The organism is Kribbella sp. NPDC004138 (assembly GCF_053603655.1).
In genome coordinates this window covers 44,197-66,807 of sequence record NZ_JBSGFZ010000026.1, presented here as the reverse complement: position 1 = coordinate 66,807, position 22,611 = coordinate 44,197, and the positions used below count along the sequence as shown (strand labels likewise).

The window sequence follows — 22,611 nt, the reverse complement described above, 5'->3', positions numbered from 1 at the left end:
CCCGCGCAACCAGGCCCACGCGTCCCTGTGGACAACCCGCTGTCGCCACAGGTTGGCGCAGCGGGATCAGCCAGGGTAGGTGGGCTCGATCGGGCCCTGGATGTCGCCGGAGTCGGGAGAGACCCAGATCAGGTCCTTGCTGAGCCAGTGGATGCGGCCGGTGTCGTCCTGGATCACCGGGAGGGTGTCCTTGTTCGGGTTCGACGCGACGCGCTGCGGGACGAAGTCGGGCGACGACCCGGGCAGCAGCTGCAGGCTGGAGCCGTCAGGGCTGGCCAGCCAGGCCTGACGTGCCGAGCTGGCGTTGCCGCCGGAGCCGATCACGATGATGCCCTGCTTGTTCCAGGCCGCGTCGGTGATGTTGGTCAGCGCCAGCCGGAGCGGCCGGAACGCGCCGAGCACCCGGCGCTTGCCGTCGGGAGCGGTCTGGATCGCGGCGGTCTGGACGTAGTTCTGCTTGCTGCCGGCCGCCTGCATCACGAGCAGCACCCGTACGCCGTCGGGGGCCATCCGCAGCGCGACCGGGGTGTCGCCCTTGAAGTCGGTGTCGATGACGTCGAGCGGCCCGTCGTGGTTGCGGAGCCGCAGCCGTGGGTGGTCGCGGTCGGCCCGGTCCAGGAACCACAGGTTGTCCTGGTCGTCGAAGCTCGGCGGCAGGGTCTTCCCCTCGAGCCCGATCTTCGCCTGGTCGACGTCCTTGTCGCCCGGGTCCAGCTTGCCGTAGACGAGGTACTTCCCGTCGGCGGTGACGATCGCCCCGGCGTCGCCGGCCAGCGTCACCGCGAGCGACTGCGCCTTGTACAGCGCAAGTGGCCCGGCGTTCAGCGGCTGGGCGGCGATGTCCGACGCCCCGTCCAGGCCGACGATCCGGTGCGGCTTCTGTTTCAGCAGGCCGAAGAGCTTGGTCGCCGTCCCGGCCGGCACCTGCGGGTCGTACGGGCTGAAGTTGGCGAACGGCAGGACCTCGGGGTCGTCAGGCAGCAGCGGTGCGCCGCCGACCGTGATCTTGGCCCGCAGGTTCAGCTGGTTGAGGGTCCAGACGATCTGCGCGGCCAGCAGCCGTCGTTCCTGGTCGCGGAGCGAGCCCGCGGCGTCGTTCAGCGCCACGGTCGCCACGCCGAGGTCCACCGGGACGGAAACCTGCACTTCGGTGCCGGGCGGCGCGATGGACACCACGCCGTTCCCGAGCCGGCTGGTCGGGCCTTTCAGCAGCTCTTGGACGAGCTGGGTCGCGGCCTGGCCGGACGGGAGGTTCTGCGGCAGCCAGACCTGGTCCGGTACGAGCAGGTCGCGGGACTGGTTGAAGAAGTACAGGTCCCGGGATGCGAGCTTCAGGTCGACCTGGTTGCTGCCGAGGTACGCCCCCGGCGGCGGTGTGTCCACGCGGAGCTGTCCATCGATCTTCTTGAGCCTGAAGAAGAAGTCGGCCGGCTCGTCGGCCTTCGCCGGGATCCACTCGCCGCGCGCGCCGATGGTCGCGATCTTGCGGGCGGTCAACTGGATGCCGCCGGGCTTCCGGGTCAGCGAGTCGGCGCTCTGCTCGTACACCACGGTCCGCGAGTCCGGTCGCCACTCCCCGGCCGCGGCCGGGGTCATGTACTGCCGCGCGACGTCGTACGCCTGGGAGTCCGACATGGCCTCCAGGAAGCCGCTGACGATCGCCATGTCGCCGACGTTCGCCCGCGGCGGCTTGGCCTCGACGCCGACGCCGCCCAGGTCCGGCGCCAGCCCCTGCCGCTCGCCGTTGCGGATGGTGCCCTTGGTCGGCACGGCCGCGCAGCCGCCCAGCATCATCACGGCCAGCACGGCCGCGACCAGCCTGCGCTTCATCGCTCCTCACCGCCGCTCAGCTTCTGGTACGGCGCGCCGACGTCGACGAGTTCGGTGACCACGCGGGTCGCGTCCGCCGGCCGCGGCGGCAGCGGCGAACCGGTGAGCGCCACGTCCGGGCGGCGCGGCAGCGTCAGCCGGAAGTACGCGCCGTCGCCGGGCGAGCCCCACGCGTCCAGGCGGCCGCCGTGCAGCCGGGCGTCCTCGAGTGCGATCGACAGGCCGAGGCCGGTGCCGCCGGTGGTCCGGGCCCGGGCCGGGTCGGCCCGCCAGAACCGGCTGAACACCATCTCGGCCTCCTCCGGCCGGAACCCGACGCCGTGGTCGCGGACGGCCACCGCGGCGGCCTCCTCGTCGTACGCCGTGCTGATCCGGATCGGCAGGCCTTCGCTGTGCTCGATCGCGTTGCCGATCAGGTTCCGCAGGATCCGCTCGATGCGCCGGGAGTCCACCTTGGCCCGGCACGGCCGCGGCATGTCCAGCTGGACCTCGCAGCCCTTCCGCTCGACCAGGGTCTCGTGGTTCTCCAGCACCCGGTTGACGATGTCGCGCAGGTCGACGTCCTCCAGGTCCAGGGCAGCCGCTCCGGCGTCGAACCTGCTGATCTCCAGCAGGTCGGCGAGCAGCTCCTCGAACCGGTTGAGCTCGTTCTGCAGCAGCTCCACCGAGCGCCGGCTGATCGGGTCGAACTGGTCACGGCTCTCGTGCAGCAGGTCAGCGGCCATCCGCACCGTGGTGAGCGGCGTCCGCAGCTCGTGGGACACGTCCGACACGAACCGGCGCTGCAGCCGCGACAACTCCTCCAGCCGGCGGATCTGGCGCTGCAGGTTGGACGCCATCTTGTTGAACGACACGGCCAGCCGGGCCAGGTCGTCGGTGCCGCGGACCTGCATCCGCTCCTCGAGCTTGCCGGCCGCCAGCCGCTCGGCGATCCGGCGGGCCATCCGCACCGGCGTCACGACCTGCCGGGTGACCAGCCAGGCCACCGCGCCGAGCAGGACGATCAGCAACAGCCCCGCGGTCACCAGTGCGCGCTGGACGACGTCCAGCGTCTCCTGCTGCGCCGTGAGCGGGAACAGGAAGTAGATCGCGTACTTGTCACCGGTCGAGTCGATCCGGATCTGGGAACCGATCACCAGGCCCGGGACGCTGGGGCTGTCGCGGTAGTTGATCAGCGTGTACGTGTCCCAGAGCTTGGAGCCGTCGCTCACCACGGACGAGGACAGCGGCTGCGGGATCGAGTCGCTGTTGACCAGTCCGGTGTAGCGGATCGCGTTGGACGCCGCCTGGTCCGTCGGCACCAGCAGGACGTCGTACAGGCCTGGGCGGTTGGAGCCGAGGACCAGCTCGGACAGCTGCTGGTTGACGAGGTTCGGGTTGGCGGCGTCGAGGCTGACGGACAGCTGCTGGAGCTGGGCGCGCACCTCGGCCTGGGCGCTCATCCGGCGCGACTCCAGGACACCGTCGGTGACCTGGCTCATCATCACCCAGCCGACCAGGATCAGCACGAGCGTCGACATCAGCAGGGTGCCGGTGACGATCCGGGCCTGGATGGACCGCCGCCAGATGTCGGGCCAGTGCTTGGGGTGCGTCCGCCACAGCGGCTGCGGCTGGGCAGCCCAATCCGCCGCGGCGGCGGTCAGCTCCAGCTCCGTCCCGCGGGACTCGGCCACCTCCTGCTCGGGAGGTGCCGACGGCTGCCCGCTCCGGTGATCAGTGATCTGACCGGTGTGCACCTCGTGACCGGGGTCCACCACCTGGTCGCCGGCGGCAGCCTGCGGCTCTTGGCCGCGTCCGTACTCGATCAGTCCGCACCCGCCTTGTATCCGACACCGCGGACCGTGACCACGATCTCCGGGTGCTCAGGGTCCTTCTCGATCTTGGAGCGCAGCCGCTGGACGTGCACGTTCACCAGCCGGGTGTCCGCGGCGTGGCGGTAGCCCCAGACCTGCTCCAGCAGCACCTCGCGGGTGAACACCTGCCAGGGCTTCGACGCCAGGCAGACCAGCAGGTCGAACTCCAGCGGCGTCAGCTGGATCGTCTCGCCGGCCCGCTTCACCGAGTGGCCGGCCACGTCGATGGTGAGGTCGCCGATGGTCAGCGACTCCGGGCCGGGCTCGTCCATCCGGCGCAGCCGGGCCCGGATCCGGGCCACCAGCTCCTTCGGCTTGAACGGCTTGACCACGTAGTCGTCGGCCCCGGACTCCAGCCCGAGCACGACGTCGACGGTGTCGCTCTTGGCGGTCAGCATCACGATCGGCACGCCGGACTCGGCCCGGATCGCCCGGCAGACGTCGATGCCGTCCATCCCGGGCAGCATCAGGTCGAGCAGCAGCAGATCGGGCTTGAACTCCCGGAACGCCGGCACCGCCTTGTCACCGGTCGCGCACAGATAGGTGTCGTAGCCCTCGTTGCGCAGCACGATGCTGAGCATCTCCGACAACGCGGTGTCGTCGTCGACGATGAGGATGCGGCCCCGCATCGTCCGGTTACCGTCTGCCACGCCCTTAGCTCCTCGCTGCTCCGTTGGGTCCGAGTCCGACCGGTCGGTGTGCGCCCGGCGGGGTGCCAGGCCGTACGCACTACGGATAGTGTCCCATTCCCCTGGTAGTGCACACGCCGGATCGCCGTGTGACCCCCGAGTTGGGCTGTGATCATCCGGGATCATGGTGCACGGCCGGGGTTCACCACAACTCACGTGCCCGCTGGTACGACGGTTCACCGGGAGAGGAGCAGTCAGTGGCCGACCACCGTATGCAGTCGAGTATGCGCCTGCACGACGACGTGGCGACCGAGCCGCTGCGGCCGTGGCTGCCGGCGGACCTGCTCGACAACGCCGCCCGGACGATCTCCGACAACAAGACGATCATGCTGGGCCTGCCGGTGCTGGCCGGGATCGCACTGGTCGCGGTGCAGGCCGTTCTGACCGAGGTCGCCGTACCGGGCGGGCTGGGCGGCTTCTTCGGGGCGGAGGACCCGTTCGGGCAGGCCGGTGCGGCCCTCCTGCTCACCTACGGCGTACAGGTGGTGCTGTTCTCGGTGGTGTCGAGCATGCTGTCCGGCATCATCGCCCTGGCCGCGGTGCGGAGCCAGCTGGCGCACAGGGCCGGCCCGCGCGAGCTGATGCGTCTGGTGCGGCCCGCGGTGCCCGCGCTGGCGGCTGTGGGTCTGGTGCAGTCGCTGTCGTTCATGCTGCTGATCGGCGGCTGGGGGCTCGCGGTGTTCGGTATCGGCGCCGGGGCGGACGCGGCGATCTCCTCCGAGGTCGCCGGAGCCGCGGCGCTCGGGATGATGCTGGTCGGCGGCGTCCTGGTGCTGATCTTCGGCATCCGGCTGGTGCTGGCCGGGACGGTGGTCCTGATGGAGGGCCGGCACGCACCGGACATCGGGCTGCACATCCCGGTGCGGGTGGGGGTCTGGGGTTCGCTGCGGCGGTCGTGGCAGCTCGTGAAGGGCAAGTTCTGGCGGGTGTTCGGGATCCTGCTCTTCGGGGGACTGGTGGTGAACATCATCGGGTACGCGCTGCAGTTCGGGGTCAGCGCGCTGATCCTGACCGTCGGCGGGTGGGCCGGCTCCAGCGACAGCACCGGGGCCGTCGTGGTGACGATCGTGCTCGGTGTGGCGGTCGGCATCGCGACGCTGATCACGCTGATCGCCAGCCTCGCCTTCATGTCCGCCGTCCAGGCCCTGATCTACCTCGACCTCCGGGTCCGCCGCGAAGGTCTCGACCTGTGGATGCGGCCGGCGCTGCGGTTCGAGGAGACGGCGTGATCCTTCTCCCGCTGGAGCCGCCCGTCGACATCGACCGGGACCAGGCCGCTCAGGAGGCGGCCAAGGAGCTGTCCAAGTCCGCGTACCGGGACTCCGGCTCGCTGATCGAGCGGGCCGTCGGCAAGGTGCTGGACTGGATCCAGGACCTGCTGGACAGCCTCACCGGCTCGTCGCCCAACGGTCACGCCGGTCTGGTGATGCTGATCGCCCTGCTGGTCCTCGTCGTGGTTGTGGTGCTCTGGCGCTCCGGCGTACTGCGGACCAGCCACAGGGCCAAGTCGCAGGCGGTCTTCGACACCGCCCGGCCGCAGAGCGCCGCGGAGTACCGCGCACTGGCCGAGCGGGAGGCCGCGTCCGGCGACTTCGCGTCGGCGATCCGCAGCCGCTTCCGGGCGTGCGTGGCGGAGCTGACCGAGCGGACCGTCCTGGACGAACGGGCCGGACGTACGGCGTACGAGGTCGTGGCCGATGCGTCTCGCGCGGCGCCGATACTGCGCGAACCGCTGCAGCCTGCCGCACTGGTGTTCACGGAGGTTGTCTACGGCAACCGTCCTGGGACCCCGCAGCGGTACGCCGCTGTCGTCGCGGCTGACGACGCCGCGCGGACCGCACGGGTGGTTGTATGAGCACGCCTGTCGGACGCAGTGTCAGTGAGGGCTGGCGGGCGTTGCGGACGCCGCTGCTCGTCACAGGGCTGATCGTGCTGGCCGCGATCGTTGTGCTGATCGCGACCTCAGCCCGTACGTCGGGACCGTTCAGCCCGGACTCCACCGAGTCGGACGGGGCACGGGCGCTCGCGGCGCTGCTGAAGAACCACAACGTCGACGTCCACGGCACGGAGTCGCTGGACGACGCCTTACAACCAGGCGCCGGCAAGGCGCTGGTCATCGGCCCGGGCGGTTCACTGAACGCCTCGGACTGGCAGCGGATCGGGGGTGCGCAGTGGAGCCACATCATCCTGATCCGTCCCAGCAGCCGGGCTCTCGAAGCTCTGGCGCCGGGTGTGCGCCCGACAGGCAACTCACTGGCAAGCCGTAGCCGCCAGCCCGGCTGTGAGCTTCCAGCCGCGGTGAAGGCCGGCACGGCCACAGTGAGCGGGCCGACGTACTCCGCTCCCGACGGCGCGACCACCTGCTATGGCGACGGCATCAACGCCACCATGGTCCGGTTGGACCTCGGCGACCGCCTCGTCGACGTGGTCGGTGCCCGGGCGACGTTCACGAACGCCCAGCTCGCCGACGACGGCAATGCGGCCTTGGCGCTCAATTTGTTCGGCACGCATGAGGATCTGACCTGGTACCTGCCGCAGTGGGAGGCGACGTACAGCGACTCGGGCGACGACACTCCCCCGCTGATCCCACCTGATGTCCGCTACATCGGCTGGGCGGTCGCGTTCGCCGTACTGGTGGTGGCGATCTGGCGCGGGCGGCGCCTAGGCCCTGTGGTGGCAGAGCGGCTACCGGTGATCGTGCACGCGGCGGAGACGACAGAGGGCAGGGCACGGCTCTACCGACGCTCACGAGCCCGCGACCGCGCCGCGGCCGCGCTGCGCGAGTCGGCGCTCGGTCAGCTGCACAAGGCGCACGGGATCCCGCGGCGGGCCGATCCGTCGGCCGTGATCGCGACTGTCGCCGCACGGACCGGCCGCCACCCGGCCATGCTGTACGAGCTGCTCTACGGTCTGCCGCCGCTGACTGACGAAGCTCTGATGTCCTTGTCCCACGAACTCGACGTACTGACGCAGGAGGTACGACACCCGTGACGACTACCGAGGTCACCGCGGACCAGGCCCGGCAGGCGCTGGTGGCGCTACGGACCGAGATCGGCAAGGCGGTGGTCGGCCAGGACACTGCGGTGACCGCACTGGTGCTCGCCCTGCTCTGCCGCGGCCATGTGCTGCTGGAGGGCGTCCCCGGTACGGCGAAGACCCTGATGGTGCGGGCGCTCTCGATGGCGCTGCGGCTGGACACCAAGCGAGTGCAGTTCACACCGGACCTGATGCCGGGTGACGTCACCGGGTCACTGGTGTACGACGCGAAGACGAGCGAGTTCGAGTTCCGGCCGGGGCCTGTGTTCACGAACATCCTGCTGGCGGACGAGATCAACCGGACGCCGCCGAAGACCCAGGCCGCGTTGCTGGAGGCCATGGAGGAGCGGCAGGTGACCGTGGACGGCGAGCCGCGACGGCTGCCATCGCCGTTCGTGGTGGCCGCTACGCAGAACCCGGTGGAGTACGAGGGCACGTATCCGCTGCCAGAGGCCCAGTTGGACCGGTTCCTGCTGAAGGTGACGCTGGACATCCCGCCGCGAGACGCTGAGATCGCCGTACTCGCTCGGCACGCACAAGGCTTCGATCCGCGTGACCTGGCCGCTGCCGGTCTGCGTCCGGTGGCCGGTCCTGAGGACCTGCAGGCCGGGCAGGACGCCGTACGGCGGGTTGCGGTCCGCGACGACGTGCTGGCGTACGTCGTCGACCTGTGCCGCGCCACTCGTCAGTCGCCGTCGCTGCAACTGGGTGTCTCGCCACGTGGCGCCACCGCGCTGCTGGCGGTCTCGCGCGCCTGGGCGTGGCTGTCCGGCCGCGACTACGTCATCCCGGACGACGTGAAGGCGATGGCACGTCCTTGCCTTCGGCATCGGGTCCAGGTGCGGCCGGAGGCCGAGCTGGAGGGTGTCAGCGCGGACGCGGTGCTGGAGAGTGTGCTCGCGACGGTGCCGGTGCCACGCTGATGGTCCTGACTGGCCGAGCCGGCATCCTGGCTGCTGCTGGAGTGGTGTTCGTCGCTCTGGTGATGCCGTCGTGGGCCGGGATCGGCGTGGTCGTCGCTGCTGTGATGGTGGTGTCTCTCCTGGACATCCTGCTGGCTGGTTCGCCCCGCCGCCTGCAGTTCGAGCGGGAGGGCGACAACGCCGTACGGCTCGGTGAACCGGCCGCGGTGAATCTGCTGATCACCAACCCGGGCCGACGCGTGCGTGGGTTGCTACGGGACGCGTGGCCGCCGTCTGCCGGCGTACTGGACCCGCCGCACAAGCTGGACCTGCCGTCGGGTGAGCGACGGCGGCTGACGACGCATCTGGTCCCGACGCGCCGCGGTGACCGCAAGGCGTACCGGGTGACCGTGCGGTCCGTGGGGCCGCTGGGGTTCGCCGGCCGGCAGGGGTCGCACCAGGTCCCGTGGACAGTGCGGGCGCTGCCGCCGTTCAAGAGCCGCAAGCACCTGCCGTCTCGGCTGGCTCGGCTGCGTGAGCTTGACGGGCGGACGGCGTTGCTCGTGCGCGGGCAGGGGACCGAGTTCGACTCGCTGCGTGACTACGTGCCGGGTGACGACGTCCGGAGTATCGACTGGCGCGCGACGGCACGGCGCGGAAACGTCGTCCTGCGGACGTGGCGACCGGAGCGGGACCGGCAGGTCGTCATCGTGATCGACTCGGGACGGCTGTCCGCGGGGCGCGTCGGTGATGCGCCGCGGCTGGACCATGCGATGGACGCGGCCTTGCTGCTGGCCGCTCTGGCGACGCGGGCAGGCGACCGGGTTTCCTTGCTGGCGTGCGATTCCGCCGTCCGGGCCGACGTACGGCGGCCCGCGCCGCAGGACGTGCTGCCGTCGTTCGTGAACGCGCTGGCCAACGTCGAGGCCGAGCTCGTACAGACCGACTTCCGCGTCGTGGTGTCACAGGTGCTCGAACGGCTCGGGCAGCGCTCCCTCGTGGTCCTCCTCACCGGTCTCGATCCGGCGGTCATCGAGGAGTCCCTGCTGCCCGTGATCGGCCCGCTGCTGCGCCGGCACGTCGTAGTGCTCGCGTCGGTGGCCGATCCTCGGCTGACCGAACTGGAAGCCACCCGCGGCGATCTCCTGGACGTGTACGGCGCCGCCTCGGCCGCCCGGACACGCCTCGATCGGGAACGCCTGACCGCCACTCTCGCCCGAGCCGGTGTGACCGTCGTCGACGAACCTCCGGACCAGATAGCCCCAGCCCTCGCCGACACCTACCTCACCCTGAAGAAAGCCGGCCGCCTCTAGGCCAGCGCGCCTCGAAGACGCTGACAAGTGGCTAAGATCGTAAGAAGTTGACGAAATTGGCGCTATGCTAACGTTGTCGACGTTAGGATCCTCCATGCTCATCCGTTTCGAGGTCTCGAACTTCCGATCGATCAGGGAATCGGTCGAGTTGTCGATGGTCGCCGTCGACGCCGCTCGGGACGAGGCTCAGCGGATCGAGAATGTCGGCCTCAGCCTGCTGCACGTGACAGCCATCTACGGCCCCAACGCGTCAGGGAAGTCGAACATCGTCGCCGCCATGGCCTGGCTCTGCGATGCGGTCCGAACGTCACTGCGATCATGGGACGACAGCATCCCGATCGAGCCGTTCGCGTTCGGCGATTGGCGCCACCGGCCGTCCGAGTTCACGATCGAATCGGTCATCGACGGCATCCGGTTCGAGTACGTCCTGGAACTCAGCCAGGAGGGCGTCTCCTACGAGGGGTTGTTTCATTATCCGGAGAAGAAGCGTCGCCGGATCTTCGAGCGCGATACGACCGAACTCAAGCTCCAACGGGGATTGGGCAATCTGTCCGGCACCAGGGAACTGCTGACCGGCCGGACACTCGCCCTGTCCATCGCCAGGCGGTTCGACGAGCCTCTGGTGTCTGATTTCGCAACGGACTTGTTGCGGGTGCAAACCCTCGGTCTGCGCGATCCGGCGGGCCGCGCGCAATTGCTGCGGCATCCGACCATCTCGTTGTTCGAGGAGAGCGAGCCAGTTCTGTTCGAACTCGACACCGGCTTCACCCTGGCCGACCGTGCGCAGGCGCTCGCGTTGCTGAGGATGGCAGATCTCGGAATTGACGACGTACTGGTCGTCGACGATCCGCGGTCACGCCGTCCAGGGCGCCAGGCCCAACTGACCCACCGCAGCGCGCAAGGATCCGTGCCGCTGGACTTTCAGGCCGAATCGGCCGGAACACGCACTTGGTTCAGGCTGATCGGACCTGTCCTTGCGGCGTTGAAAGAGGGCTCATTGCTGCTCTTCGACGAGCTGGACGCGAGTCTCCATCCCACGCTGTCCCAGCAGCTGATCGGCTTGTTCCAGGATCCATTGACCAACCCCCGCCACGCACAGCTCATCTTCACCACACATGACACCAGTCTGTTGAATCACCTCAACCGTGACGAGGTCTGGCTTACGGAAAAGTCCGGCGACGGAGCGACCAGGCTGGGCGCACTGGCCGAATTTGCGGGTGAGCGCGTCAGAACCTCGGTGAACTTGGAGAAGGCCTACCTGCACGGCCGATTCGGAGCGCTGCCCGACACCGACCGAACTGAGCTACTCCGCGCTCTGGGCCTGATCGCCTGATGGCACCTCGACGCAGAGGCGGCAAGAACCTCACTCGCAGAACCGGAATCAGACCCGAACGAAAGACCATCCTCGTGTACTGCGAGGGCGAGGCTTCTGAGCCTGACTACATCAGCGCGCTCAAGCGCCTCCCAGAGATCCGGGGCAACACCGCGATCAACCTCATCATCGATGCCACCGCGGGCGTGCCCCTCAAGCTCGTGGAGAAGGCGGTCGCGCGGCAGCAGCGCGATACTGAGATCGATGAGTCCTGGTGCGTGTTCGACGTCGAGTGGCCACGCCACCATCCGAATCTCGATCGCGCCCTACGGCTGGCGGCGGCTGAAGGCATCAACGTCGCGGTGTCGAATCCCTGTTTCGAACTGTGGCTCATCTTGCACCACCAACCACACACGGGATTCCTCGACAATCGCGGCGCCGAGGTGCTCAGCTCTCGTCTCGATGGCCGTCAGGGCAAGCGAATCGACGGCGCGGGGTACATGAAGCTCCGACGCGATGCCTACATCCGGGCCGAAGCGCTGGCAGACCGCCATGAGCGAGATGGAACGACCTTCCCGAACGACAATCCGTCATCGAGCATGTATCGACTCCTGGCCGCAATCGAAGGAGGCTTCACCTGAGGCCTTCGCTGGCAATGTCGGAACACCGTCTGCCGCTGAGGTCGTCCTGCAGAGCCTTCTCGAAGACAAGTCTGTTCGCGGAGGTGAAGGCGTATTCGCGGAAGGACCAGGCGATGCGCTCGGCTGCCTCCGCATACGGTCGGCGTACCCAGAACTCCACGTTCGCGGACTGCCGTGCCAGCGTGGCGTCGACCAGCTCGGACCGTTGTTCGGCGGTGAGCCCGTAGGCGTCGGCGAGGACCCGGACCTGGTGCGCCTGACGGCTCGGGTCGGCGTGTTTGGAGGCGATGCACCAGGTCCAGGCGGCGTACCCGAGATCTTCCAGCCGATCACCAGGCGCAGCCAGGTCGATCAGCGCGCCCGGCAGGTCGTCGGTGAAGACGAAGTTGGTGGGAGCCAGGTCGTGATGGCACACTTCGGGGCCGCACCGAAACCGTTTTCCGCCAGCAGTTCCAGGAGTTTCGCGGTGAAGGCGGAGCTGTCCGAGCCGGGCCTGCGTACCGTGTCGGCGACACGCACCACCCCGGGCGTCAGCCGGCCACCGCTCAGCGGCTGCTCGGTCATTCCATCGTGGGGCGGGCCTGCGCGAAGGTCCAGTGGTGTCCTTCCAGGTCCTCGGCCTCGTAGCAGCGGTACCCGTGCGAGTGGATCTCGCTGAGGATCTTCGCGCCCGCGCCCTGGACACGAGCGAAGTGTGCGTCGAGGTCGTCGACGTACACCCAGACGTTGTGGTCGACCGCGGTCGGCCGCGGCCCGGTGCGCTTGAACAGCAGCACGGCGACCCGGCCGACATGCAACTCGATCCACAGCGGGTCTTCGCCGTCCGCGGGCAGCGTGTCCCACGAGTTGAGCGCGAACACCTCGTGCAGCCAGCGCGCGGCGGCGGCCGGATCCTCGTAGTACAGGGCGATCGAGAGCCGGTCGATCTCGCGCGGTGGCTTCCCGGACGCGCCGGTCCGCCGCGCGACCCAGTCGGGAAGCCATCGGATCACCCGCGGCCAGAAGTAGAACGCGTTGCCGTCGTCGGTGACCAGTGACTGGACGACGGTCACGCGCGTCCCGCCCGCGACCGCCTCGAAGTCGACGCGGGTCTCGGTGTCGTCGACCGAACTGCGGTATCCGAGCCGCGTGCCGGGCTGCCACTCGGTGATCGTGGCGAGCTCGAGGACGTCGTCGGCGGTGTAGACCTCCATCACCCGGCCGCCGATCCCCGGCTCGATCCGCATCGCGCGGACCCGGCCGGAATCGAAGAAGCTGATCGGATTTCGCAACCACCACTGGTCGATCTCGGCGGTGAACACCTCGAACGCCGTCCCCGGATCGACAGGAACTTCGACGGAGGCGGTCGCGGACGGTTCAGTCATCGGGCTTCCCTTTCTGCTCGACATGCTGCTTGAACGAGGCCAGTTGGTCGCGCCAGTGCGCCTGGACCTGGTCGAGCCAGGCCTGGACGGCCACGACAGGCTCGGGATTGAGCCGGAACACGCGCGCCCGCGCGTCCTCCGGGACGCGCTCGTCGGCGACCAGGCCGGCCGCCAGCAGAATCCGGAGGTGCCGGCTCATCGCCGGCGACGACGCCCCGGTCGCCGCGGCCAGTTGGCCCGCCCGTTGCGGCCCTTCCCCCAGCAGTTGGACGACGTGCCGCCGGGTGGGATCGGCCAGTACTTCGAAGAAGCGGTCGACCTGATCTTGCGCCATGGCGCAATAGTTCTATCAGTTGTTAACTATTGTCAACCACCCGAAGAACCTGCTGCCTGCTTGGATGGGCGGCATGAGTGAGAGAGATGTCGAGAAGGACTACTCGGTCGCCGATTTCGCGGCCAAGCTGCGGCGGCTCGCGGACGCGCTGGAGTCCGGCAAGCCGTTCCGGATCCAGGTCGCGGGCGAGCGGTTCACGGTCCCCAAGAACGCCCGGATCAGCGTCGAGCACGAGCGCGGCGAGGACGAGGAAGAGGTCGAGTTCCAGCTGAAGTGGGCGATCGCCGACGCCGCGGAGGAGCCCGAGGACGACGACGAGGTCTGATCAGGGTGCGGCCACGTGGCACGCGACCTGGACGGCCGTGCCCGCGGGCAGGATCGGCAGTGGTTGCGTGCCGCAGGCCGCCGTACCGTTGCCCTGGGCTACCAGTTGGCAGCGTGGATGGAAGCGGCAGCCGGCGGGTACGCGGGTCGGGTCCGGCGGTTCGCCGGTGAGCACGATGCGGTTCGGGGACTCGGGAAGGACACTGAGCAACGCCTGCGTATAAGGGTGTTGCGGGTTCGTCAGCACGTCCTCGGTGGGGCCGGACTCGACGATCCGGCCGAGGTACATGACGGCGACCCGGTCGGCGATGTTCCAGGCCAGGCCGAGGTCATGGGTGACGACGAGCGCGGACAGGCCGAGGTCGTCGCGCAGCCGGAGCAGGAGCGCGAGGATCTCGCCGCGCACCGAGGCGTCCAGGGACGCGACCGGCTCGTCGGCGATCAGGACCTTCGGGTCGAGTGCGAGCGCGCCCGCGATCACGACGCGCTGCCGCTGCCCGCCGGACAGTTCGTGCGGATAGCGCTGGAAGAACCGCTCCGGCGGCCGCAGCCCGGCGCGGGCGAGCGCCGACGCCACCACGGATTCCTCGTCGGGCAGTCCGTGGATGCGCGGCCCTTCGGCGACCGCCTCGTACACGGTGTGCCGCGGGTTCAGCGATCCCATCGGATCCTGGAGGACGAGTTGTACCTGCCGGCGGAAGGCGCGCAGCGCGCGGCCGGTGTAGCTCAGCGGCGTACCGTCGTACGCGACCCGGCCCGAGGTGGGGCGTTCCAGGCCGAGGAGCGTGCGGGCGAGGGTGGTCTTGCCGCAGCCGGACTCGCCGACCAGCGCGACGATCTCGCCGGCCCCGACCGACAGGTTGACGCCGTCGACGGCCCGGGCCCGGTTGCCGCCGCGCCCCGGGAACTCGACGTGCAGATCAGTTGCCTCTAGCAAAGGTCACTCCCCTACCAGGACGCAGGCGGCGGTCCGGCCGGCGCCGGATGCCCGCAGCTGTACGTCGGATGTCGCGCAGATCTCGAGTGCGACCGGGCAGCGCGGGTGGAACGCGCACCCGCCCGGCAACTGCTGCGGATCCGGCGGGTCACCGGCCAGCCCGCGCGGGGCGAGACGGGACGCCGGATCGCCCACGGTCGGGAACGCGGCGGCCAGCGCCTGGCTGTACGGGTGCCGGAACTCGCCGGACGAAGGGCCGACCTCGACCAGCCGCCCGGCGTACATGACGGCCAGCCGGTCGCACACGTCCGCCAGCACCGACAGGTCGTGCGAGATCATCAGCAACGAGATCCCGTGGTCCGCGATCAGCCGGCGGATCAGCGTCAGCACCTGCGCCTGCACCATCAGGTCGAGCGCGGTCGTCGGCTCGTCGGCGATGATCAACTGCGGTTCGCACGCCAGCGCCATCGCGATCATCACTCGTTGCCGTTGGCCACCACTCAGCTCGTGCGGGTAGCTCCGCGCCCGCCAGGCCGGCAGCCCGACCTGCGACAGCAACTCCTGCACCCGCTGGTTCGCGACCGCGCCGGACGCCAACCTGTGCACGAGCAGGGGCTCCGCGATCTGGTCGCCGATCCGCCGCACCGGGTTGAGTCCGTGCTGTGCACCCTGGAAAACGATGGACGCCGACGACCAGCGGACCGCGCGCAGCCGGCCCCACTTCATCGACAGCACGTCCTCGCCGTCCAGCAACACCCGCCCGCCGACGTCGGCGGATCGCGGCAGCAGCCGGAGCAGGGCGAGCGCGACCGAGGACTTCCCCGACCCCGATTCCCCTGCCAGCCCGAGCGCCTCACCGGCCGGCACGCTCAGCGACACCCCGCGGACGGCGGGGACCTCGCCGCCGGCGATCCGGTATTTCACGGTCAACTCGTCGAGCTCAAGCATGTGCACGCGTCCGCAGCCGGGGGTTGAGCACGGTCTCCAAAGCCCTTCCACACAAGGTGAACGCCATCACCACGGTCACGATGCACAGACCCGGCACGAGGATGTACCACCAGGCGCCGGCGGTCGCCGCGCCCCAGTCGTACGACCCGCGGAGCATCGTTCCCCACGAGGTCTTGTTCGCACTCACGCCGAGGAACGCCAGCGTCGACTCGGTGACGATCGCGCTCGCCACCTCGAGCGTCGTACTCGCCAGCAGCAGCGGGGCCACGTTGGGCAGTACGTGCCGCGTGGTGATGTGCCAGTGCCCGGCGCCGAGCGCGAGCGACCGCTCGATGTACGGGCGTGCCTCGACGGCCAGCGTCTGCGCGCGGATCAGTCGCGCCGTCGACGGCCACGACGTCACCCCGATCGCCACGATGATCGTCGCGGTCGAACCGCCCAGGATCGCCGCGAGCACCAGCGCGGTGACCAGCGACGGCAGCACCAGAAACCAGTCGGTGATGCGCAGGATCACCGCACCGACCCAGCCGCGGAAATGCCCGGCCGCGATTCCGAGCACGGTGCCGATCACCATGCTGAGCAGCGCCGCGAGGAATCCGATCAGCAGCGACGTCCGGGAACCCCACCAGATCATCAGCAGCACCGACCGGCCCGACTCGTCGGTGCCGAGCGGGTCGGCGGGGCTCGGCGGGGCCAGCTTGGCCCCGGTGCCGCTGACCACGTTCGTGACGCCGGCGTCGATGAACAACGGCGCGATCAGCGCGAGCACGACGGCGGCCGCCAGAATCACCAATCCGGCAACTCCTGCTCGCTGTTTCCGGAAATCAGTCCAGAAACGACCGGCAGCGCGTTTCCGCCGCACCCACGCCACCGTGCTCATGCCGACCTCACCCGCGGGTCCAGGACGTGGTAGACCACATCGGCCAACGTGTTCATCACGATCACGGAAACCGTGATCAGCAGGAACGTTCCTTGCATCAGCGTGAAGTCCGGCACCCGGATCGCCTCGTAGAACAACTGCCCGAGCCCCGGCCAGCTGAAGATCGCCTCGACCGTGACCGCGCCGCCGACCACGAAACCGATCCGCATGAACACCAGCGTCACGGTCGGCAGCAGCGCATTCGGTACGGCGTGCCGGCGGCGTACGTCGTCGTCGCGCAGGCCCTTCGCCCGCGCCGTCGTGATGTAGTCCTGGCCGACCTCGTCGATCACCGACGACCGCATCACCAGCAGGTACTGCGCGTAGACGACCGCGACCAGCGTCAGGCACGGCAGCACCATGTGCTGCGCGACGTCGAGCACGCCCGCAAACCCGTCGGGCTTGTCCACGCTCGAGCTCCCGCGGGTCGGGAAGATTCCCGGGATCGGGCCGATCCCGGCCGCGAACACCATCAGCAGCAACAGCCCGAGCCAGAACGTCGGCACCGACCACAGCACCAGCGAGACCGCCGTCGAGATCTTGTCGAACCTGCTGCCGGGTTTCCACCCGGCCCGGGCGCCCTGCCAGAGGCCGAGGCTGACGGCCATCACCAGCGCCGTACCGGTGAGCAGCAGCGTCGACCCGATCCGCTCGCCGATCAGGTCGACGACCGGCCGCTTGTACTCGTACGACGTCCCCAGGTCGAACGACAGCGTCTGCTGGAGGAAATGCAGGAACTGCTCGGGGATCGGCTTGTCCAGCCCGAGCCGCGCCCGCTCCAGGTCGAGCTGCTCCGGTGTCATGTTCCGCCCCTGCGCGAGGGCGCGGACCGGATCGCCCGGCAGCAGCCGGAACAGGAAGAACGTCGCGACGATCACCATCGCGATGCTCAGCAGCGCCCCGCCCGCCTTGGTCGCCGCATACCGCGGCAGACCGTGGCGGGCCGGGCGCTCCTCGAGCGCCTCGACGGCAGTGGTGGTGTCGGCCGTCATTCGCGCTCGTCCGCCGCGCCCTGGCGGCGTCGCAGGACGAAGAAACCACCGATCAGGACGACGACCACGGCCGCCGCGATGCCGGCGATCACACCACCGCCCAGGCCACCGCTTTCCGCGGTCTCGCCGTCCTTCGACACCGCCTCGACCGTGTAGAACGGCCAGTAGCCCGAACCGCCGTACAGCAGGCCCTTGTCCTCCGGGATCGGCGTGATGCTCGCGATCCGGTCCTTCCGGTAGCCCTCGAGATCGTTCGGGTAGTAGAGCGCGATCACCGGCGCGTCGGAATAGAGCCTTTCCTCCATTTTCTTGATGATTTCCGCGCGCTTTCCGCGGTCGAGTTCCTTCTGCTGCTGCAGGTAGAGGCTCTCGTACGTCGGGTCGCAGTAGAACGACTCGGTGCCGCCGCCCTGGCCGGACGCGGTGGGCCGCCGGCTGCACAGGTGCGTGCCGAGCACCTCCTCCGGATCCGGGTTCACCGACCAGCCGCTGATCGCGATGTCGAACAGCGCCGTCGTACCGGTCTCCTCGGTGAACTTGCTGGAGTCCAGCCGCTTGGTGGTCAGCTGGATGCCGACCTCCTTGAACCAGCCGGTCAGGTACTCGGCGAGCTTGTCCTCGATCGGGCTGTCGGTGTGGATGCTGAACCGGAACTGCAGTTTCCGCGACCCGTCCGGCATCGTCCGGACGCCGTCCGCGCCCTTCTTGTAGCCCGCGTCGTCGAGGATCTTGTTCGCCTTCGCGAGGTCGAACGAGACCTTCTCGTCGCCGCTCGCCTCCCAGAAGAAGTCCTTGTAAAGCGGCGGGATGATCGACCCGTCGGCCGGCTTCGCCAGCCCGCCCTGGACCTCGTCGACCAGCTTCTGCTTGTCGATCGCATAGTGCAGCGCGGTCCGCACCTTCGGGTCCTTCAGCGCCGGATGCCCGTCGCCGATCGGCTTGTCGTCACTGGTCGTCGCGCCGTGGTTGATCTGCAGGTACGTCGCCCGGCGGCCCTGGGTGTTCCACTGGACGATGTTGTCGTCGCCCTTCAGCGACTCGAAGTCCGGCGGGTTCAGCCGGCCGATCAGGTCGATGTCGCCCTTCTTCAGGCCGACGATCGAGGCCGCGGGGTTGTCGTAGAAGATGATCTGCAGCTCGTCGATCTTCGGGCGGCCGCGCCAGTAGTCCGGGTTCGCCTCCAGCCGGACGAACTGGTCCTTCTTGTGCTCCACCGCGACGTACGGTCCGCTGCCGACGGTCGGGTACACCTCACCGTCGTACTTCGAGATGTCGGTGACCTTCTCCCAGACGTGCTTGGGCATGATCGGCACCGGGTTGTCGAGCATCGACGCCTGCGGCGCCTTGAGCTTGATGGTCAGCTCCTGGCCGTTCGCGGTGACACTCTGGAAGTTCTCCACCGCCGGCCCGTTGCCGGTCTTCGCGCCGTCGTCGGTCATCATCTTGTTGAACGTCCAAGCCGCGTCCGCCGCGGTGATCGGCTGCCCGTCGGACCACTTCGCCTCACGGATCTTGAACGTCCAGGTCAGCCCGTCCGGCGACGTCGTCCAGGACTCGGCGAGATCCGGGCTCGGCTGCAGCGTCTTCGAATCCGGCACCGTCAGGAAGCCGTAGATCATCCGCTGGATCGACCCCGTCACCAGCCGCACGGCGAGGAACGGGTTCATCGAGTCCACCGACTGAGTGACCCCGATCTTGATGACCTTCTTCGCCGCGGGCTCGGCCGCCGCCGCCGTCCCAGGTACCGCCGCCAGCACACACAACGCCGCCAGCACAGCCAACAGCTTCCTCATGGGCCGCCCCACCTTCCCCAGCCGGGTGTTGATGTTGGGAAGAAACCACACCAGCAAGCGCTGTCCTGTCAACAAGATACGAAGCTTTGTCACACTGAAGTAACCTTCTTACCGACTGGATCCGGTTCACGAACTGGATGTAAACGCGCGGATGTGGTCAGCCCACGCGCGCCACGCGGGCGCTTGCCTCGTCGCTCCGCTCCTCACCACACCCAGGCTCCCCACCCCCGCTTAGCGCGGACGCGTGGGTCACCCGCAACCAACTAAGCCGCGACTTCACAAATGGGCACTTGACTACACAGCTGTGTAGGGGTTTGCTGTTGTGTGTAGTGAGAGGAGTGGGGATGGATCGGGCGGTGGAAGACCTTACGGCGCGGGCGCGGATTCGGGATGCGGCGGTCAAGTTGTTCGGGGAGCGGGGGATCGAGGGGGCTTCGATTCGGGATATCGCGGCGGAGGCAGGGGTGTCGTCGGGGCTGGTGCGGCATCACTTCGGGTCGAAGGAGGCGTTGCGGGAGGCGTGTGACAAGTACGCGAAGGAGCGGATGCTTCAGATCGGCTCAGAGCTGACCAGGGACGGGGACCTGACCGGGCTCGATCCGCTGGTGCTGCATCCGCTCGCGTTTCCGCTGCAGCTGTATCTGGTCCGTTCGATGATGGACGGCTCGGAGACCGCGACCGCGCTGTTCCTCGAGGGGGTCGACGCGGTCGAGGAGTGGACGACGAGTTTCGGCATCGACCCCAAGGACCGGCGCGGGTACGCCGCGGCGCTGGCCGCGATCAAGCTCAGCGTGTTCGTGTTCCGCGAGCAGGTCTCGAAGGCGCTGGGCGAGGACATCACCACACCGGCGGGCTACAACCGCATCGGCCAGGCGCTGATGGAGGTCTTCACGATCCCGCTGCTCACCCAGGAACAGATCGAGAAACTGGAGAAGCGATGATCAGCACGGAAGGTCTGGTCAAGCGGTTCGGGCGTACCCGGGCCCTGGACGGGCTCGACCTCACGGTGCGAACCGGTGAGGTGCACGGATTCCTCGGCCCGAACGGCGCGGGGAAGACCACCACCATTCGCATCCTGCTCGGGATGACGCGCGCCGACGGCGGTACGGCGCGGGTCCTGGACGGCGACCCGTGGTCGGACGCGACCGAGCTGCACCGGCGGCTCGCGTACGTGCCCGGTGACGTGACGCTGTGGCCGAACCTGTCGGGCGGCGAGGCGATCGATCTGCTCGGCCGGATGCGCGGCGGTGTGGACAAGAAGCGCAAGGCCGAGCTCCTCGAGCGGTTCGACCTCGACCCGCGGAAGAAGGCGCGCGCCTACTCGAAGGGCAATCGGCAGAAGGTCGCCCTGGTCGCCGCGTTCGCGTCCGACGTCGAGCTGCTGCTGCTCGACGAGCCGACGTCCGGACTGGACCCGCTGATGGAGGAGGTCTTCCGCGACGTCGTGCAGGAGATCAGCGATCGTGACGGCCGGACCGTCCTGCTGTCCAGCCACATCCTGTCCGAGGTCGAGGCGCTGTGCGATCGCGTCACGATCATCCGGGCCGGCCGCGCCGTCGAGAGCGGCACGCTGAGCGAGCTGCGGCACCTCACCCGGACGTCGATCCAGGCCGAGCTCGTCGGGCCGATGAACGGCCTGGCGCAGTTGTCCGGCGTCCATGACCTGAAGGAGATCGACGGGCACGTCCAGTTCGACGTGGACACGGACGAGATCAACCCGGTGCTGCGGCGGCTGACCGAGATCGGCGTACGGAGTCTCGTGAGCCAGCCGCCGTCGCTCGAGGAACTGTTCCTGCGGCTGTACGAACCCGAGGCCGTGAAATGACGTCGCTGGCCGGCACCGGCGGTCTGATCCGGCTGATCCTGCGCCGGGACCGGATCGTGCTGCCGCTCTGGATCGTCCTGCTCACGGCGATCTCGGTGAGCTACGTAAAGGAGTACGGCGACCTGTTCCCGACGCCGGACTCGCGGGTCAAGTACGCGAGCAACGCCGGCTTCATCACCTTGTACGGCGAGCTGTCCGGGTCGAGCCTGGGCGAGTTCGTGACGTGGCGGCTCGGGTTCGTACCGGTGATGGTCGGCCTGATCAGCCTGCTCACGGTGATCCGGCACACCCGTGTCGAGGAGGAGACCGGCCGTCGTGAGTTGCTCGGGGCAACCGTTGTCGGACGGCACGCCCAGCTGGCCGCGGCGCTCATCACGGTCCTCGGTGCGAATCTGGTGCTCGCCGTACTGCTTGCCCTCGGCATGCACAGCCAGGATCTGCCGCTCGCGGGATCGATTGCCATCGGCATCCTGTACGCCGGCACCGGCTGGTTCTTCGCGGCGCTCGGTGCGGTCGCGGCGCAGTTGACGGCCAGTGCGGGGACGGCGCGGGGGATCGCGATCGGTGTCCTCGGCGGGGCGTACGTACTGCGGGCCGCCGGTGACACCAGTGCGCACACGGACGGGCCGCTCGCGTGGTTGTCGTACCTGTCGCCGATCGGCTGGGCGCAGCAGATCCATCCGTACGCCCAGAACCGTTGGTGGTTGGCCGTTGTGCTGCTGGCAGCAACCATCGCCCTGATCGGAGCCGCGGTTGCCCTCGCCGTGCGACGGGACGTCGGGGCCGGCATCTTGCCGGATCGGCTCGGGCCCGCGGACGGGAAGCTGGGGTCGCCCTTGGCGTTGGCGTGGCGGCTGCATCGTGGGCTGCTGGCGGCGTGGACCGTCGGATTCGCCTTGCTGGGCCTGCTGTTCGGCGGTGTCGCGGAGGGCGTCGGCGACATGATGCGCGACGATCCGGGCATCCAGGAGATGTTCCAGCGGATGGGTGGCGCGGCCGGGCTGATCGACTCGTTCCTGGCCGGTGTGATGACGCTGGTCGGGCTGATCGCCTCGGCGTACGCCGTCCAGGCCACATTGCGGATGCGGGTCGAGGAGAGCAGCGGACGCGCCGAGCCGGTGCTGGCGACCGCGACGAGTCGCTGGCAATGGGCCGCGAGCCACCTGGTATTCAGCCTGCTGGGCCCGGCCCTGGCACTGCTGGCAGCCGGTGTCGCCGAAGGACTGGCGTACGGCGCGGCAATCGGCGATGTGAGTGGTCAGGTACCGCGGCTGGTTGGTGCGGCGCTCGCCCAACTGCCGGCCGTCTGGGTGCTGGCGGCGATAGCGATCGCGATCTTCGGTCTGTTCCCGCGGGCCTCGATGGTGTCGTGGGCCGGCCCGGCGGTCTGCATCCTGATCGGGCTGGTGAGCGCCGGAGTGAGCACAGCCGGCTGGATCCGGGACCTCTCGCCCTTCACCCATCTCCCGTCGCTCCCCGGCGGAGCGGTGTCGGCCGGACCGTTCGTCGCACTGCTCGCAATCGCGCTCGTCGTCGCCTTCGCCGGCCTGATCGGCCTCCGCCGGCGGGACCTTCCGGCCTGATCGGCCCCCGCCCGAG

Annotated in this window: 21 protein-coding genes and 1 pseudogene; 11 read left to right on the top strand and 11 right to left on the bottom strand. The window is 69.0% G+C overall.

Features of this window, described 5'->3' with window-relative positions; all coding sequences use genetic code 11:
* Positions 1–66: 66 nt before the first annotated feature.
* The 3 genes from ACWEOO_RS31995 to mtrA form a co-directional block, all read right to left on the bottom strand.
* On the bottom strand, positions 67–1,830 hold the full coding sequence (locus ACWEOO_RS31995; protein ID WP_452146200.1) for an LpqB family beta-propeller domain-containing protein: 1,764 nt from the start codon (positions 1,828–1,830) through the stop codon (positions 67–69).
* A complete protein-coding gene (gene mtrB, locus ACWEOO_RS31990) occupies positions 1,827–3,503 on the bottom strand; it encodes an MtrAB system histidine kinase MtrB (RefSeq protein ID WP_452146199.1) in 1,677 nt (558 codons plus the stop codon). Before mtrB ends, ACWEOO_RS31995 begins: the two co-directional genes overlap by 4 nt.
* A 131-nt stretch (positions 3,504–3,634) precedes the next feature.
* A complete protein-coding gene (gene mtrA, locus ACWEOO_RS31985; RefSeq protein WP_141859693.1) occupies positions 3,635–4,312 on the bottom strand; it encodes an MtrAB system response regulator MtrA in 678 nt (225 codons plus the stop codon).
* A 257-nt stretch (positions 4,313–4,569) separates the two neighbouring features.
* Between mtrA and ACWEOO_RS31980 the strand changes: the two genes are divergently transcribed.
* The 7 genes from ACWEOO_RS31980 to ACWEOO_RS31950 all read left to right on the top strand — a co-directional run bounded on the left by ACWEOO_RS31980 (position 4,570) and on the right by ACWEOO_RS31950 (position 11,576).
* Positions 4,570–5,601, top strand: a complete 1,032-nt coding sequence (locus ACWEOO_RS31980) for a hypothetical protein (RefSeq protein ID WP_359935358.1) — start codon at positions 4,570–4,572, stop codon at positions 5,599–5,601.
* The gene (locus ACWEOO_RS31975) at positions 5,598–6,227 is read left to right on the top strand and encodes a DUF4129 domain-containing protein (protein ID WP_452146198.1); all 630 of its coding nucleotides are present in this window, start codon (positions 5,598–5,600) and stop codon (positions 6,225–6,227) included. The genes ACWEOO_RS31980 and ACWEOO_RS31975 overlap by 4 nt, the downstream gene beginning before the upstream one ends.
* Positions 6,224–7,363, top strand: coding sequence for a DUF4350 domain-containing protein (locus tag ACWEOO_RS31970; RefSeq protein WP_452146197.1), 1,140 nt, complete (start codon positions 6,224–6,226; stop codon positions 7,361–7,363). The genes ACWEOO_RS31975 and ACWEOO_RS31970 overlap by 4 nt, the downstream gene beginning before the upstream one ends.
* On the top strand, positions 7,360–8,331 hold the full coding sequence (locus tag ACWEOO_RS31965; protein ID WP_359935352.1) for an AAA family ATPase: 972 nt from the start codon (positions 7,360–7,362) through the stop codon (positions 8,329–8,331). The genes ACWEOO_RS31970 and ACWEOO_RS31965 overlap by 4 nt, the downstream gene beginning before the upstream one ends.
* Positions 8,331–9,623, top strand: coding sequence for a DUF58 domain-containing protein (locus tag ACWEOO_RS31960; RefSeq protein ID WP_452146196.1), 1,293 nt, complete (start codon positions 8,331–8,333; stop codon positions 9,621–9,623). The genes ACWEOO_RS31965 and ACWEOO_RS31960 overlap by 1 nt, the downstream gene beginning before the upstream one ends.
* A 94-nt stretch (positions 9,624–9,717) precedes the next feature.
* Positions 9,718–10,956 (top strand): AAA family ATPase, encoded by a 1,239-nt coding sequence (locus ACWEOO_RS31955; protein WP_452146195.1) that lies wholly within the window; start codon positions 9,718–9,720, stop codon positions 10,954–10,956.
* A gap of 74 nt (positions 10,957–11,030) precedes the next feature.
* Positions 11,031–11,576 (top strand): RloB family protein, encoded by a 546-nt coding sequence (locus ACWEOO_RS31950; RefSeq protein ID WP_452146194.1) that lies wholly within the window; start codon positions 11,031–11,033, stop codon positions 11,574–11,576.
* Here the strand turns inward: ACWEOO_RS31950 and ACWEOO_RS31945 are convergent.
* The 3 genes and pseudogenes from ACWEOO_RS31945 to ACWEOO_RS31935 form a co-directional block, all read right to left on the bottom strand.
* Positions 11,569–12,120: pseudogene (locus tag ACWEOO_RS31945) on the bottom strand (phosphotransferase); the annotation flags it as partial. The gene ACWEOO_RS31950 and the pseudogene ACWEOO_RS31945 overlap by 8 nt on opposite strands.
* 16 nt (positions 12,121–12,136) lie before the next feature.
* A complete protein-coding gene (locus tag ACWEOO_RS31940; RefSeq protein WP_452146193.1) occupies positions 12,137–12,940 on the bottom strand; it encodes a VOC family protein in 804 nt (267 codons plus the stop codon).
* Positions 12,933–13,274: an ArsR/SmtB family transcription factor gene (locus ACWEOO_RS31935; protein WP_452146192.1), complete on the bottom strand. Its 342-nt coding sequence runs from the start codon at positions 13,272–13,274 to the stop codon at positions 12,933–12,935. Before ACWEOO_RS31935 ends, ACWEOO_RS31940 begins: the two co-directional genes overlap by 8 nt.
* Positions 13,275–13,347: 73 nt before the next feature.
* Between ACWEOO_RS31935 and ACWEOO_RS31930 the strand changes: the two genes are divergently transcribed.
* Entirely contained in the window at positions 13,348–13,599 is a 252-nt protein-coding gene (locus ACWEOO_RS31930; RefSeq protein WP_452146191.1) for an amphi-Trp domain-containing protein, read from the top strand.
* Here the strand turns inward: ACWEOO_RS31930 and ACWEOO_RS31925 are convergent, their stop codons facing one another.
* The 5 genes from ACWEOO_RS31925 to ACWEOO_RS31905 are packed head-to-tail and all read right to left on the bottom strand — an operon-like array spanning position 13,600 to position 19,187.
* A complete protein-coding gene (locus ACWEOO_RS31925; RefSeq protein ID WP_452146190.1) occupies positions 13,600–14,535 on the bottom strand; it encodes an ABC transporter ATP-binding protein in 936 nt (311 codons plus the stop codon). It lies immediately after the preceding gene.
* A gap of 3 nt (positions 14,536–14,538) precedes the next feature.
* Positions 14,539–15,483 carry an ABC transporter ATP-binding protein gene (locus tag ACWEOO_RS31920; RefSeq protein WP_452146189.1) on the bottom strand — a complete coding sequence of 315 codons (945 nt, stop codon included), beginning with the start codon at positions 15,481–15,483 and terminating at the stop codon, positions 14,539–14,541.
* Positions 15,476–16,363 (bottom strand): ABC transporter permease, encoded by an 888-nt coding sequence (locus ACWEOO_RS31915; RefSeq protein ID WP_355696683.1) that lies wholly within the window; start codon positions 16,361–16,363, stop codon positions 15,476–15,478. The genes ACWEOO_RS31920 and ACWEOO_RS31915 overlap by 8 nt, the downstream gene beginning before the upstream one ends.
* The gene (locus ACWEOO_RS31910; protein ID WP_452146188.1) at positions 16,360–17,394 is read right to left on the bottom strand and encodes an ABC transporter permease; all 1,035 of its coding nucleotides are present in this window, start codon (positions 17,392–17,394) and stop codon (positions 16,360–16,362) included. The genes ACWEOO_RS31915 and ACWEOO_RS31910 overlap by 4 nt, the downstream gene beginning before the upstream one ends.
* Positions 17,391–19,187 carry an ABC transporter substrate-binding protein gene (locus ACWEOO_RS31905; RefSeq protein ID WP_452146187.1) on the bottom strand — a complete coding sequence of 599 codons (1,797 nt, stop codon included), beginning with the start codon at positions 19,185–19,187 and terminating at the stop codon, positions 17,391–17,393. The genes ACWEOO_RS31910 and ACWEOO_RS31905 overlap by 4 nt, the downstream gene beginning before the upstream one ends.
* Positions 19,188–19,531: 344 nt before the next feature.
* Here ACWEOO_RS31905 and ACWEOO_RS31900 point away from each other — a divergent pair, with 344 nt between their 5' ends.
* From ACWEOO_RS31900 to ACWEOO_RS31890, 3 genes are read left to right on the top strand one after another with little or no spacing between them, the layout of a single operon-like run.
* Entirely contained in the window at positions 19,532–20,128 is a 597-nt protein-coding gene (locus ACWEOO_RS31900) for a TetR/AcrR family transcriptional regulator (protein ID WP_359935325.1), read from the top strand.
* Entirely contained in the window at positions 20,125–21,012 is an 888-nt protein-coding gene (locus ACWEOO_RS31895) for an ABC transporter ATP-binding protein (RefSeq protein ID WP_363710519.1), read from the top strand. Before ACWEOO_RS31900 ends, ACWEOO_RS31895 begins: the two co-directional genes overlap by 4 nt.
* Positions 21,009–22,595: an ABC transporter permease gene (locus ACWEOO_RS31890; protein ID WP_452146186.1), complete on the top strand. Its 1,587-nt coding sequence runs from the start codon at positions 21,009–21,011 to the stop codon at positions 22,593–22,595. The genes ACWEOO_RS31895 and ACWEOO_RS31890 overlap by 4 nt, the downstream gene beginning before the upstream one ends.
* Positions 22,596–22,611 lie beyond the last annotated feature (16 nt).